The sequence below is a fragment of the Duganella callida genome, assembly GCF_004614165.1.
GTDB lineage: Bacteria > Pseudomonadota > Gammaproteobacteria > Burkholderiales > Burkholderiaceae_D > Rugamonas > Rugamonas callida.
In genome coordinates, this window is record NZ_SPVG01000245.1 from 41,163 (window position 1) to 54,512 (window position 13,350).

The window sequence follows — 13,350 nt, forward strand, 5'->3', positions numbered from 1 at the left end:
AAATCCAATCACAAAGAGGCAGCATAGCATGATCTACGATCTAAGCCGCGCGGAGCGCCAGCACCGCGCCATCAGCAATGAAAAGCCCGCACCCAACCTGGTGCCAAAGCGCTGCACCTGCGGCAAGGCGGCGCCGGCCAAGGTACTGGTCCAGCACGGCAAATGCCACGCCTGCCAGCTGGCCGACCGCGTCGCCACGCTCGAACCCGGCGACGCCGACCTGCTGCTGTTCATGCTCGGCGCCACGCCGCACTGGCCGCGCGTGCGCTGGGGCTACCGCAACCACTACCTGGTCAACCGCCGCGATCGCGCTGCTATGGAGCGCCTGGTGGCGGCCGGCTTCGCGCGCGCCGGCGCCGTGCTGCTCCAACTGCAATACTTCCACGCGACGGAGGTCGGCTGCCGGCTGGCCGGCCTGGATGCGAAGCGCACGCGGGTGGCACTGTCGCTGGGAGCGCGGCCATGACGCGCGATGCACTCGAACTCACCGGTGCCGAAATCGACACCCTGATAGCGCTGATCGAGCGCGGCCCATTACAGCACGGCGAGGAGCCGAGCAAATCCGGCCGCGACAGTCTGATTCAGCGCGGCCTGGCCGTGTCCATCGTCCACAAGCTTGAAGATGGCTGGACCGCAGCCACGCTTGCTGGCGTGAAGGCGGCTACCAACTGGATTGGTTACAGCACGGACGAAATGGGCCGCGCACTCAGGGCGCAGGGCGCCTCAAAAAATAAAGGAAAGTGGCAGGTCGGCTTTCCTCTGATTCGCCTTGGGCTATCTCGCAGCAACGCTATTGCCATCGTTGAGGGAATGGGGTGGCCGACGCCGCCAAGTTCCTCGTGCTGGATGTGCCCCAACCACCACATGCGGGAGTGGCGCGAGATTAAAAACGACCCGCGTGATTGGCCGAAAGTCGTGCAGTTTGATCGGGAGTTGCGCCGCTTGGATGCCCACGCTTGGCTGACAGACCAGCCCGTCCCTATTGACCAGGTGGACTTCAGTGATGCTCAAGAAGTGCTGTTTGGCCGAGAGGCTGGCTCTTGCGAGAGCGGGATGTGCTTTCTATGATGCGCCGCACACCCCTCAAGCTCGACGAGACCTCAATGGTTGTGCTATCGGCGCAAGGCGTCAATCAACTGCTTAGCCTCGCTGAGCAGAAGCCCGATGCATTCGTCGCCGCTAGGGAAGCTGCGGCCGCCGGTCGTAAGCACCTGCATCCGCGGATCAACCCAGGCGCTCGGATCTTCCGCTGGTTCGAGCTCAGCTTCCGCCACGGCGGTATATCTCGATGGGTGACCGACCTTGCTCGAAATGTGGCTGCATCGGATGGTGATTTCCCAGCCCCGGTAGTTCTCCTGAACAGTGTAAGACATGCCACGCCCTCGCAAGTAGTTGTAAATATTATCACGCAACACATCATTTTTGTTGATAGCTTTTTGCTATGGAATAAAGGCGTGGCGCAATGAAACGGTCCCGAATGCCACCGCGCAAGGCGTTAATGAAGGTGAATGGATTCAATCGCCTCGAGCGAGTCGAAGGCCGCGAGGTCAACAAGATCGTCGCGCGCGAGAAGAAGCACAAGTGCGCCGTGCGCACTTGCCGCGCCGAATTCGTGCGGCCGGCGCCGTTTGTCACCTGGTGCTCACCAGAGTGCGGCGCGGTGCTGGCCATGGCAAAGCTGGCAAAGCAGAAACAGGCTCAGGCCGCCGCCGAGCGCAAGGACCGCCAGCAGAAGCTGGCCAAGTTTAAGCGCAAGGCCGACCACGTGGCCGACTGCCAGACGGCATTTAACGCCTGGGTGCGGTTCCGTGACCGGAACGAACCTTGCATCTGCTGCGGACGCTGGCCGTCCAGCCAGTCGCTCACGGGCGGCGAATGGGACGCCGGCCACTACCTCTCACGCGGCAGCCACCCGCACCTGCGCTTCGACGTGCGCAACGTCTTCAAGCAGATGAAGGGCTGCAACAGGCCCGGGGGCACCACGGCGGCGTCGTTCCGCGCCGGCGTCGTCGCGCGCATAGGCCTGGCCGCCGTTGAGGCGCTGGAAGCCGACCACGAGCCTCGCCACTATACGGTCGACCAGCTGATCGCCATGACCGCGCACTACAAGCAAGAACTGAAAAAACTGAAAGCGGCCGCCGCGTGACGGCCGTCCAAAACTATGCAATGGAGAATCTATGAGCGCATTTAGCCTCGAAGAACAGCAGAGCCTGGTGGCCGCGCAGTACCACGAATTCCTTCGCGAGAAGATCAAGTTGGCGCCGCGCTGCGGCTTCGACGTGCCGCTGTACCAGATCAACCCACATCTCAAGCCACATACCCGTGACATCGCGCGCTGGGCACTCTCCGGTGGGCAGCGCGCCATCTTTGCATCGTTCGGCCTGCACAAGACCGCAACCAACCTGGAAGTGATGCGCCTGATCGGCGCCAACCGGCCGGGCTTGCGCCGCCTGATCATCATGCCGCTGGGCGTGCGCCAGGAGTTCGCGCGCGAGGTGCGCCAGCGCTTTACCGGCGAGTACGCCGTCGAGCTGAAATTCATTAAGACTTCGGCCGAGGTCGACCGCGACGACGTGATCTACGTGACCAACTACGAGCCGGTGCGCGACGGTAAGATCGATCCATCGCTGTTCGGCGCCGTGGCGCTGGACGAGGCGGCCGTGCTGCGCAGCTACGGCAGCAAAACCTTTCAGGAGTTCTTGGACATCTTCGCGCACGCCGAATTCAAGTTCGTGTACACGGCGACGCCGAGCCCGAACCGCCTGAAGGAGCTGATCCACTACGCCGGCTTCCTGGGCGTCATGGACACCGGCCAGGCGCTGACCCGCTTCTTCCAGCGCGACAGCGAGAAGGCCGGCAACCTGACGCTTTACCCCCACAAGGAACGGGAGTTCTGGCTCTGGGTGGCCAGCTGGGCACTGTACCTGCAAAAGCCCAGCGACCTGGGGCACTCGGACGAGGGCTACGTGCTGCCGCCGCTGAACCTGCAGGTGCACGAGTTACCAAGCAACTATCAGGCCGCCGGTAACGAGAAGAACGGCCAGGGTCTTCTGATCCCCAATGTCGCCATGGGCCTGTCGGCGGCGGCCGGCGAGAAGCGCGAAAGCCTGGCTGACCGCGTCGCTAAGGTGGTCCAGTTGCTGCGCGCGCGGCCGGCCGGCGCCCAGGCCATCGTCTGGTGCGACCTGAACGACGAGCAGCGGGCGCTGGAGCGCGCGATTGCCGCGGAAGGCTGGAGCGTTGCGTCGCTGGACGGGAGCCAAGATCAAGATCTGCGTGAGGAGCTGATGGACGACTGGCGCGAGCGGCGCCGCGACATCTTCCTGTCCAAGCCGGTGATGTACGGCGCCGGCCCGAACCTGCAGCAGTGCCAGCTGATGATCTTCGCCGGCATCGGCTTCAAGTTTGCGGACTTCATCCAGGCCGTGCACCGGATCCTGAGGTTCGGCCAGCAGGGCACCTGCAGCGTGCACCTGATTCACACCGAGGTCGAGCGCGCGGTGCTGGCGACGCTGATGGAGAAGTGGCGCCTGCACGACGACTCGGTCGCCACCATGGGTGAGATCATCCGCACCTACGGCCTGGACCAGCTGCAGATGCAGGATACGCTGGCCAGGACCATCGGTGTCGAGCGCCAGGTGGCCGAGGGTGAGCACTTCCGCGTCGCGAACAACGACTGCGTGCTGGAGGCGCTGCAGCAGCCGGACAACTCGATGGGCATGATCCTGACGTCGATTCCATTCGGAAACCAATATGAGTACTCGCCGAGCTATAACGACTTCGGTCACACCGTCGACAATGATCAATTCTGGCGCCAGATGGACTTCCTGACGCCGCAGCTGCTGCGCATCTTGCAGCCGGGCCGCATCTATGCCTGCCACGTGAAGGACCGGATCCTGTTCGGCAACGTGACCGGCGCCGGCGTGCCGACCGTCAGCCCGTTTCACGCCGAGGCGATCTTCCACGCGCGCCGGCATGGCTTCGACTACATGGGCATGATCACCATTGTCACCGACGTGGTGCGCGAGAACAACCAGACCTACCGCCTGGGCTACTCCGAAGTGTGCAAGGACGGCACGAAGATGGGTGTGGGCATGCCCGAATACGTGCTGCTGTTCCACAAGCCGCAGACCGACCGCAGCAAGAGCTATGCCGACACGCCGGCGACCAAGGCGAAGCCGCTGTGCATGGACGAGCAGGGTGCGGCCGTGCCGTTCGATCGGAAACTCCCACCGATCCCTGGTACCGGCTACAGCGTCGCGCGCTGGCAGGTGGACGCGCACGCCTTCTGGCGCTCAAGCGGCGACCGCCTGGTCGGCGCTGCGGAGATGGCCAGCTACGGCCCGGGCAAGCTGGCGAAGTACTTCACCGAGTCCTCGCTGCAGAACGTCTACGACTACGAGTTCCACGTCGCCGTCGGCGAGCGCATGTTGGCCGAGAAGACCCTACCGGCCACTTTCATGAGCTTGGCGCCCGGCAGCCACGATCCGATGGTCTGGCACGACATCGTGCGCATGAAGACGCTGAATGGTGATCAGTCGGCGCGCGCCGTTGAGAACCATGTGTGCCCATTCCAGATTGACATCGTGGACCGCCTGATCAACCGCTACACCAACCCCGGCGAGACGGTCTACGACCCGTTCCACGGCCTAGGCACGGTCGGCGTGCGGGCGGTCAAGCTCGGCCGCCGCGGCGCCGGCTCGGAACTGAACACCAGCTATTTCCGCGACCAGGTGCACTACCTGCAGCTAGCGGAGCGCGAGGTGAGCATGCCGACGCTGTTCGATCTGGCCGCGCTGGATGTGGAGAACGAAAAATGAATATTAAAAATTCATTAACTGCTTACCGCATCACCCAGATCACTGCGGCGCTGACCGAGCGCGCCCAGACGGTAGACGACATCGCACTGGAGATTGGATTGTGTCGCGCGCACCTGGCGCGCTATTTGGCTGAGCTGCATGCTGCCGGTGCGATCTACATCGCCTCGTGGGCAGTACGGCAGCAGGGCCGCGCAACGCGCCTCCCGGTCTACCGGCTGGGCGCGCGTCCAGATGCGCAACGGCCAGCCAATCTCACACAGCGGGAACGCCAGGCCGCGCACAAGGCGCGCATCTACGCTGACCCAGAGCGCCACGACAGGTACAAGGCGCTCGGCCGCGCGCGCAAGCTGCGGGTGAAGCGCGATCCGCTGGTCGTGGCGATGTTCGGCGCCGCCGGGGGCGCGCATGCGTGATTATTCGAAGGTTGGCCCGCAATTTTGGAATGGTCGCACGGGCAAGGCATTGAAGGCAAAGGGCAGCGAGGCGGTCATCGTCGGCATGTATCTGATGACCTGCCAGCACGCCAATATGCTCGGCCTGTACTACCTGAACAAAGCTTACATCGCCGTCGATACCGGCCTTGGCTTGGAAGGGGCTAGTAAGGGGCTCCAATGGGCCTGTGAAGTAGGGTTTTGCAGTTACGACGAGGCCAGCGAGGTCGTGTGGGTAACCGAAATGGCGCTGTACCAGATTGGCGAGCAGCTGGAGCTCAAGGACAACCGCTGCAAGGGTGTCCAGCGCGAGTACGATTCAGTGCCGGAAAACCCTTTCCTTTCAGCGTTTTACGAGCGCTACGCGAAGGTTTTTCACATGACAAATCGCCGCGTTCCTGAGGTTGAAAGCACAAGCCCCTTGCAAGCCCCTTCGAAGCCCCTACCAAGCCAAGAACAAGAACAGGAACAAGAACAGGAGAAAAACAACACGTCGGCGAAAACCGCCGCCGCGGCGCCGCTCACCTCGGAATGTCGCGAGGACGGATCGACCGAGCGTCGGCAGAAACGCCGCGGCACGCCAGAGGATGAAACCTGCGCACGCTGGCTCTTCGGCCGCATCCTGGCGAGCAACCCGGAGCACAAGCCGCCGAATTTCTCCACCTGGGCGGACGAGGTGCGGCTGATGCGCGAGCGGGATGGGCGCACACACCGGGCTATCTGCGAGCTGTTCGACTGGGCGCAGGGCGACAGCTTCTGGCGCGCCAACGTCCTCTCGCCGGCCAAGCTGCGCGAGAAGTGGGACCAACTGACGATCAAACGCGGCACGCCGCAGAAAGGACAAAAACATGACAACTTCGCCACGCAAGATTACCGCGCAGGTGTTGCTCCCGATGGCTCGTTCTGAAGGTCGTCAGCGCTTTTTCAGCGCGCTGCTGGAGACTTGTGCCCAGCACGGCGAGTACACTTCGATGCTGGTCGGCGGGAACTGGTCGGCCTGCGTCGAGTGCACCCACGATGCCGAGAAGGCCGCGGTCGCCGCGGCGCAGGTGGCGTGGCGCGGCCAGTTGGCGGCGCGCGCTTGGGACGCCCGCCTGGGGCGCGCGGCGATCCCTGAGCGCTTCGCTGACCGGCGGCTAGCTACGTACCAGCCGACCTGTCACGAAGCGGCGCAGGCGCTGCAGGTGGCGCAGCGCTATGCCGACAACTTCGGCGCCGTACGCCGGTCTGGCGCCTGCCTGATCTTCTGCGGCGACGTCGGTACCGGCAAGACCCACCTGGCCGTCGGCATCGCGCACGAGGTGCTGGAGCAGGGCGGCCAGGCCGTGTTCTCGTCGGTGATTCGCGCGGTCCGGTCGGTGAAGGAGACCTTCAGCAAGGGCGCCGGCCGCACCGAGGCAGAGGCGCTGCGCGACCTGGTTGAACCGGACTTGCTGATCCTCGACGAGGTGGGCGTGCAGTTCGGTACCGACGCCGAGAAGCTGATCCTGTTCGAGATCATCAACGGCCGCTACGAGTCGCGCCGGCCGACGATCATCATCAGCAATCTGGCCATCGGCGAGCTCGAGAAGTACCTCGGCGCCCGCGCGGTGGACCGGCTGCGCGAGGGCGGCGGCAAGGTGGTGGTGTTCGATTGGGAGTCGTACCGCGGGCGACGCGAGGTGGTCTCGTGAGCGGCCGCGATGGCTTCGTGCTCAATCCGCTCGCGCTCCTGGCCGGCAAGCAGCTGGTCGGCCAAGAGGAGGGCGACAAGACGGCGCTGCTGGTGCTGATCGCCCTCGATGCCGCGAAGCGCGGCGCGGCGCCGGCTAGCCTGGCCAATACGCTGACGGAGCACCTGCTGACCAGCGCGGCGATCTGGTCGCAGCAAGGCAATCGGCGGCTGTACGACGTGGCGGTCGAGGCATGGATGGCGCTGGGCAAAGCCTGCGCGCGGCCCACGGCACTGCTGGACCTGACGACCGGCGAATACCTCGCGATCCGCCGCGCGATCGGCTTCTACGTCCGCGCGCTGCCGCGGCTTGAGGTCGGCGCGCTCGCTGCGGCGTATGCCAAGGCGCTGCAGCAGTTGCGTGCATGACGCAGTTGCCATAGCGACAGTCTAGCGCAACGGAAATACCTGTGTTAACGTCCAGCTACACTTTCTGGAGCGCACATATGGGCTTTGCCGACCGATACCTGCACGCCGTCAATTCAAGCGATCTGCGCGATGACGAGCACCATCACGCAACCGATGCGCTGTGCGCCGCGGCGCTGGCCGACGTCACGGGCGCCGGCCTGGGTTCGCTGCTCTCGCGCGTAAAGTACGCCGACGGCACTCAGCACAAGCTGTTCGAATCGGGCAGCGCCAACCTGGCCAGCTTGCTGCGCATCTGGACTGAGCGCGTGATCCAGAAGGGCCGCGAGCGGAAGTGGTTGAAGGAGAATACCGCCTGGGATGCGGATAGTGCGCAAAAACTTTATCGCCGTATCGCCGAGCGCTCGCTTGCGCACTGGCTGGACGGAAAATGCGCTGCGTGCTCTGGTAGTGGCAACACGCTGGATCGGCGCATCTGCGTAACCTGCAAGGGTACCGGCAAGGCTGAGATCACCGGCGCCGGCGGCTTCGAGTTGGAGAAGGTCAAGGACATGGTCAGCGAATTGGAAGGGCTGCTCCAGTCGCATAATGCGCGCGCGGCCGGCATGCTGCGTGGCGCAAGTCATACGCACCGGGATTGACACCGCCTCGCGAAGTACGTTAACGTTGGGCCTTCACACACTTTCGGCACTCGTAATGCGGGCTACGGCCCCACCGATAGCCGGAATTCGAGGCTAGCACCAATCCTTTGATGCTTTCGCTCGCGTGTACACCGCCCACTTCGCAGATAGCGCTGGGGCACAACGAAGCCACCCTCGCGGTGGCTTTTTTCATTTCCGCGCCCGCTGCGAGGCCGCCATGGATTCCGAATTGACCCACGCCGAGGTGCAAGCCCGCATCCGCTGGACGCGCATGTGCATGGCGCTGCTGGTGCTGCAAGACGACTTGCGCATCGCGCGCGATCTCGCTGAGCTGCAGGGCCGCAAGTCGAAGCGCTGGTAGCGCACCGAACACGAAACGCGCAGGCCGCAGCACGACGGCCGCCAAGGAGGTGCATCATGAAATAGCGAAACTCAGAGCCTCACCGCCAGCCGACAATCCCGTCCGCTGCCGGCATAGAAGCGCCACGACAGCGCGCACGGGTCAAAAATCGGCTGATGAGTTTCGGAGCACCCGCCCGGAGATACTCAGGGGACGCCACCACGAGATCATGCAATTCACGGCCCTCGGGCCACCACCAGCCGGACGCCGCCACAAGGCCGCGCGCCTGACCGGCAGCCTGGACGCTGTAACCAGGCAATCACGGAGCAGAGGCGAATATCGGCTAAGTCGCCACGGACTGTAAATCCGTAGTCTGCTTGACAGGGTGCTGGTTCAACTCCAGCCTGCTCCACCAGAATTCGCTTCATCTGCGTTAATCCCGAAGCTACGGCAGAGGATGAGACCGCAGGGCGGCAATACGCAGTATCGCGGTTCTGGCCTGGGAGTGCCCGGGCGCCGCAGCAGTTCTCCCGTTCAGCTACCGCTGGGCCTTGCCGCCGTTGCGCGGCTTTTTTATTCGAGGTGGTCATGCCTGACATCGATCTCCGCAAGATCCTTATTGGAGGCGCGCTGATCGGCGGCGCGGCTGCTGGCGCGGCCATTGGCGTGGTCATGTGGCTGGGCCCATATGTGTGGGCTTGGCTCAAGCCTATCCTGCTCGCCGTGACGGCCTGACTATGCGCATTTCCGCCGATCCGAAGAGCCCGCACTACTCGACATGCAGCCGCCAGGCCACCGTGTTTCTGAATGGCGAGCAGTTGAAGCACTGCGTCACCGCCGACGACGAGGCCGGCACCGCCGAGTGCTATCGCCTCGACGCCAACGGCGAAATCTTCCGCGACGGCGAGTTCGCCGAACTGCAGGTGCTGCGCGGCCAAGTCGAAATCGTGCTGGAGGATATGGACTTCGACGCATGGCTGCGCCGCCGCACCGAGCGCGCTCACGCTGACTTCATGGCGCGCACGTCGCGGCTACCAGCATGAGCATGCTCGCCATCATGATGATCCTGTGGGGCGTAGAGCGCCCTGCACCAGTGCCGGCCACGCCGCGCACACCAACCCCGGCTTCCTGGCCATACCAGTAACGTTGCGTTGCCGCCCATCGCGCTCCAGCGGGCGGGCTCAAAAAGCGGGCGCAGTCGCTGACGAAACATGGCCGGGTGGGTCCGGCTGCCGGGTGCGCTACACACCCAGCGGCTCTAGCCCGGAGCGGGCGGCGACATCCATCTTTTGTGTTATTGTTAACTCTCCTAAACTCGGGAGAATAATGATGAATGTACAAAAGACATACATGGAAGCAAAGCAACGAGCTGACCAAGGATTGGCGGCAGATGAGATGGCGGATTGGTTCATCAAAACCATCCTATCAGCCGAACAATTGGATTTTCCGGAGCCGAAGCACTTGCTTATTGCTGATGGCTCTCCTCGTGGCTGGGCGCTCTATGTTGGGGCACATCGAAAGGATTTCGCTGGCATTGTCCAGCACGCGCGAATGGATGGGCAGATCATAGGTCAACTTGTTTTGAGAGAGTCTTTGCCTAATGGCGAGTTCGGCCCGATAATCTTCTCTCGCAAGATTCTGGAGGCTGGGTTCGAGTTTAGCGATGGTAGCGTTGTTCATCCTTACTACATGGGCGAGACGACGAATCCAACGCAAACTCGGAGGCGTATAGCAATAGAATTGCTGCACGCAATTCAAGAAGCTCTCCCGCAAATTTAACCCCGCCCCGAACCGCCTACATGGCGGTTTTTTTTCAATGAATAAAATCCAGCATCCATCGAACAACGACGTACTCGGCGCGCCGGCTGGTTGGGACCAGGGCGAACTGCCTTGCTCCGCGCTGCCGATCACGCGCGCCAAGTTTGGCGACATGGAGGCGGTCGTCTCCTACTGGCGCCCTAGCCAGGAAGAGCTGGCCGTGCTGAACGCCGGCGGAAGTGTCGAGCTGGCCATCCTCGGACGCACCATGCCACCGGTGATGCTGTCGGTCGACCAGCAGTAGCGATGGCTAAGAAGCCAGCCGCGCCAAGCGCGGGCCGCCCGCTGCCGCCGGAGTCGTTCGCCGACCCGATGAACATCCGGTTCGTGCCTGCGCCCGAGGTGCTGACCTGGGCGCGCCGCGAGATCCTGACCGAGGGCGGCCAGCTATTCAATGAAGACCACGCGCACCTGGAATACGCCGATGTGCAGTTCCTCTGGGCGCCTGGCAGCTTTGCCAAGCAAGGCCGCACGGTGATCGGCCAATGCGAGGAGGTCACCTTCCGCTGCGGGCCGTGGCAGAAAGGCCGCCAGCAACAGCAGATGTCCGACTGGTTCGGCTACGTACCCGCGTACCTGATCACGCTCGACGCACGCTACTGCTTGGAGTGCAGCGACGCCGAGTTTTGCGCGCTGGTGGAGCATGAGCTGATGCATATAGGACAGGAGCTCGACGAGTTCGGCTCACCCAAGTTCACTAAAGAAGGGCTCCCGAAACTAACGCTGCGCGCACATGACATTGAAGAATTCGTCGGCGTGGTGGCTCGTTATGGCGCGACGCCAGAGGTTCAGCGGCTGATAGATGCGGTCGCAGCTGGCCCGACGGTGAGCTCTGCGTCAATCAGCCGCGCTTGCGGCACATGCTCCCGAGGATGATATGGATATGGAAGAGTGGCGTGTCGCGCCCGGCTGGCCGAATTACGCAGTTAGCTCGCATGGTCGCGTTAAGCGCCTGACGACTCGCAACAGCGGCGTGGCCGGTGCGATTCTCGCATCATTTCTGGTATGTGGTTACCCATCGGTGAATCTCTCAGCTCCTGGCACTCGCAAATCCGTTCGCATTCACCGACTGGTGGCTGAAGCGTTCCTTGAACAACCCCAAGGTGCAACGGAGGTTAATCACATCGACGCGAGCAGGGATAACAACCACGTCGCCAATTTGGAATGGGTGACTGCCAGTGGTAACCGGCTGCATGCCTACAGCTACGGCAAATTGCGCGCTGCCGGAGAATCGAACGGTTACTCCAAACTAACTGAACATGCCGTGGCTGCAATTCGCGGCGCGGGCGCTGAGGAGATGCTGGCGAGACAGTTCGGCGTTTCCGTCCGCACTGTGCGCGATGTGCGTGCGCGCCGCACTTGGAACCACATTTAAGGGCACTGATACCTGTCTGCTGAAGGCGGCTTGACATTGACGGCCCCTTGACGGAAGGCAACCCATATGGCTGCACTCAAGGATGACGTCAAAGCCTTCATCGTGCAGGCGCTGGCGTGCTTCGACAAGCCGACGCAGGTTGTCGCGCAGGTCAAGGAAGAATTCAAGCTCGACGTCACCCGCCAGCAGGTGGAGACGTACGACCCGACCAAGTACGCCGGCCGGACTCTGAACATCAAGTGGCGCACGCTGTTCGAAGACACGCGCAAGCGCTTCCGCGAAGAGACGGCCGAGATCGGGATTGCCAATCGTGCCTATCGCCTTCGCGCTTTGGACCGGATGGCCGAAAGGGCTGAGAGCAAAGGCAACATGCCTCTGGCCATGCAGATCATCGAGCAGGCCGCCAAGGAAGTCGGCGACGTCTACGTGAACCGCCGCCTGGACGCGCCAAGAGCGCCAGTCGGCACCGATGACGGCGGCATCCCGAAGACGCCCGAGTACGTGCTGAAGCCTGACGAAGATGTCCCAGACCAGCCCATACTCTGATCCGCCGGTCGTCCTGACGCCGAAGCAGGCGAACATCTACGTCTGGGGTTGGCAGAAAAAAGCGCGCTTCCGTGACGCGGTGTGCGGCCGGCGCTTCGGCAAGACGTTCCTCGGCAAGGCTGAGATCCGGCGCGCTGTTCGCCTGGCGGCCGAGTGGGGCGTCAGCGTTGAGGACGAAATCTGGTACGGCGCGCCGACGTTCAAGCAGGCCAAGCGCGTTTTTTGGCGACGCCTGAAACAGGCCATCCCCTCCAGTTGGCGCGCGAGCAAGCCGAACGAGACCGAGTGTTCGATCACGACGAAGGCCGGCCACGTGGTGCGCATCGTCGGCCTGGACGCCTACGACAACCTGCGCGGCTCGGGACTCTTCTTCGCGCTGGTGGACGAATGGGCGGACTGCCCGTACGAGGCTTGGGAGGAAGTCTTGCGGCCGATGCTGTCGACGTGCCGCTATAGCGTCAACGGCGAGCAGCGGATTGGCGGCCACGCGCTACGGATCGGCACGCCGAAGGGCTTCAACCACTGCTACGACAGCTATCTGGACGGGCAGGGTAAAGAGCCGGACCACAAAAGCTGGCTGTACACCTCGGTCGATGGCGGTAATGTGCCGGTGGAAGAGCTCGAGGCGGCGCGGCGCAAGATGGACCCGCGCACGTTCCGGCAGGAGTACCTGGCCAGCTTCGAGAACTACCAAGGCGTCATCTACTACTGCTTCGACCGCCGGAAGAATCACACCGACGACACGGTCAAGCCCGGCGACGCGCTGCACATCGGCATGGACTTCAACGTGGGCAAGATGGCCGCGGTGGTGTTTGTGATTCGCGACGGCCTGCCGCGCGCCGTGGATGAATTCTCGGAAGTGTTCGATACGCCGGCCATGATCCAGAAAATCAAGGATCGCTACCAGCAGGCCGGCCAGCAGCATACGATCGCGGTCTATCCGGATGCGTCCGGCCAGAATCGCAAGTCGAGTTGCGCGAGCGAGTCGGACCTGTCGCTGCTGCGCGGCGCGAAGTTCACCGTGGTGGTTGACTCGACCAACCCGTCAGTCAAAGACCGCATCAACAGCATGAACGCCATGCTGTGCAATACGTACGACGAGCGTCGGCTGCTGGTGAACACGAATAAGTGCCAGAAGTTCACGCTCTGCCTTGAGCGCCAGATCTACGACGACAAGGGCGAGCCGGACAAGAAGGGCGGCTTCGACCACAACAACGACGCCGGTGGCTACTTCATCACGAAGCGCTGGCCGGTCGTCAAGCGCAATGCCCAGGCGGGCGAGCTCCGAATCTAAGCAAGGAA

General features: G+C 63.0%; 19 protein-coding genes and 1 tRNA gene. All 20 read left to right on the forward strand.

Annotation, left to right across the window (positions count from 1 at the left end; genetic code table 11):
* Positions 1–28 precede the first annotated feature (28 nt).
* The 20 genes from E4L98_RS24930 to E4L98_RS25015 all read left to right on the forward strand — a co-directional run bounded on the left by E4L98_RS24930 (position 29) and on the right by E4L98_RS25015 (position 13,342).
* On the forward strand, positions 29–466 hold the full coding sequence (locus E4L98_RS24930) for a hypothetical protein (protein ID WP_135204227.1): 438 nt from the start codon (positions 29–31) through the stop codon (positions 464–466).
* Positions 463–1,068, forward strand: a complete 606-nt coding sequence (locus tag E4L98_RS24935; RefSeq protein ID WP_135204228.1) for a hypothetical protein — start codon at positions 463–465, stop codon at positions 1,066–1,068. The genes E4L98_RS24930 and E4L98_RS24935 overlap by 4 nt, the downstream gene beginning before the upstream one ends.
* Positions 1,065–1,466, forward strand: coding sequence for a hypothetical protein (locus E4L98_RS24940; RefSeq protein ID WP_135204229.1), 402 nt, complete (start codon positions 1,065–1,067; stop codon positions 1,464–1,466). Before E4L98_RS24935 ends, E4L98_RS24940 begins: the two co-directional genes overlap by 4 nt.
* A gap of 38 nt (positions 1,467–1,504) precedes the next feature.
* Positions 1,505–2,146: a recombination protein NinG gene (locus E4L98_RS24945; protein ID WP_167761446.1), complete on the forward strand. Its 642-nt coding sequence runs from the start codon at positions 1,505–1,507 to the stop codon at positions 2,144–2,146.
* 31 nt (positions 2,147–2,177) lie between these two features.
* Complete coding sequence (locus tag E4L98_RS24950) at positions 2,178–4,820, forward strand: DNA methyltransferase (RefSeq protein WP_135204231.1); 2,643 nt, start codon at positions 2,178–2,180, stop codon at positions 4,818–4,820.
* Entirely contained in the window at positions 4,817–5,233 is a 417-nt protein-coding gene (locus E4L98_RS24955) for a hypothetical protein (protein ID WP_135204232.1), read from the forward strand. Before E4L98_RS24950 ends, E4L98_RS24955 begins: the two co-directional genes overlap by 4 nt.
* Positions 5,226–6,158, forward strand: a complete 933-nt coding sequence (locus tag E4L98_RS24960) for a phage replication protein O (RefSeq protein WP_135204233.1) — start codon at positions 5,226–5,228, stop codon at positions 6,156–6,158. The genes E4L98_RS24955 and E4L98_RS24960 overlap by 8 nt, the downstream gene beginning before the upstream one ends.
* Complete coding sequence (locus E4L98_RS24965; RefSeq protein WP_135204234.1) at positions 6,145–6,924, forward strand: ATP-binding protein; 780 nt, start codon at positions 6,145–6,147, stop codon at positions 6,922–6,924. Before E4L98_RS24960 ends, E4L98_RS24965 begins: the two co-directional genes overlap by 14 nt.
* Entirely contained in the window at positions 6,921–7,331 is a 411-nt protein-coding gene (locus tag E4L98_RS24970) for a hypothetical protein (protein WP_135204235.1), read from the forward strand. The genes E4L98_RS24965 and E4L98_RS24970 overlap by 4 nt, the downstream gene beginning before the upstream one ends.
* A gap of 77 nt (positions 7,332–7,408) precedes the next feature.
* Positions 7,409–7,969 carry a hypothetical protein gene (locus E4L98_RS24975; protein ID WP_135204236.1) on the forward strand — a complete coding sequence of 187 codons (561 nt, stop codon included), beginning with the start codon at positions 7,409–7,411 and terminating at the stop codon, positions 7,967–7,969.
* A 217-nt stretch (positions 7,970–8,186) separates the two neighbouring features.
* Positions 8,187–8,330, forward strand: coding sequence for a hypothetical protein (locus E4L98_RS30210; protein ID WP_167761447.1), 144 nt, complete (start codon positions 8,187–8,189; stop codon positions 8,328–8,330).
* A 302-nt stretch (positions 8,331–8,632) separates the two neighbouring features.
* Positions 8,633–8,724, forward strand: a tRNA-Tyr gene (locus E4L98_RS24980).
* Between the two features lie 173 nt (positions 8,725–8,897).
* A complete protein-coding gene (locus tag E4L98_RS30215; protein WP_167761448.1) occupies positions 8,898–9,044 on the forward strand; it encodes a hypothetical protein in 147 nt (48 codons plus the stop codon).
* A gap of 2 nt (positions 9,045–9,046) precedes the next feature.
* Complete coding sequence (locus tag E4L98_RS24985) at positions 9,047–9,352, forward strand: hypothetical protein (RefSeq protein WP_135204237.1); 306 nt, start codon at positions 9,047–9,049, stop codon at positions 9,350–9,352.
* Positions 9,353–9,635: 283 nt separating this feature from the next.
* Entirely contained in the window at positions 9,636–10,088 is a 453-nt protein-coding gene (locus tag E4L98_RS24990) for a hypothetical protein (RefSeq protein WP_135204238.1), read from the forward strand.
* A gap of 37 nt (positions 10,089–10,125) precedes the next feature.
* Positions 10,126–10,371, forward strand: coding sequence for a hypothetical protein (locus E4L98_RS24995; protein ID WP_135204239.1), 246 nt, complete (start codon positions 10,126–10,128; stop codon positions 10,369–10,371).
* A gap of 2 nt (positions 10,372–10,373) precedes the next feature.
* Positions 10,374–11,003 carry a putative metallopeptidase gene (locus E4L98_RS25000; protein WP_205746828.1) on the forward strand — a complete coding sequence of 210 codons (630 nt, stop codon included), beginning with the start codon at positions 10,374–10,376 and terminating at the stop codon, positions 11,001–11,003.
* A 1-nt stretch (position 11,004) separates the two neighbouring features.
* Positions 11,005–11,502 carry an NUMOD4 domain-containing protein gene (locus tag E4L98_RS25005; protein ID WP_205746829.1) on the forward strand — a complete coding sequence of 166 codons (498 nt, stop codon included), beginning with the start codon at positions 11,005–11,007 and terminating at the stop codon, positions 11,500–11,502.
* Positions 11,503–11,568: 66 nt separating this feature from the next.
* Entirely contained in the window at positions 11,569–12,048 is a 480-nt protein-coding gene (locus E4L98_RS25010) for a DUF2280 domain-containing protein (RefSeq protein ID WP_135204240.1), read from the forward strand.
* Positions 12,023–13,342, forward strand: coding sequence for a phage terminase large subunit family protein (locus E4L98_RS25015; protein WP_135204241.1), 1,320 nt, complete (start codon positions 12,023–12,025; stop codon positions 13,340–13,342). The genes E4L98_RS25010 and E4L98_RS25015 overlap by 26 nt, the downstream gene beginning before the upstream one ends.
* Positions 13,343–13,350: the final 8 nt, after the last annotated feature.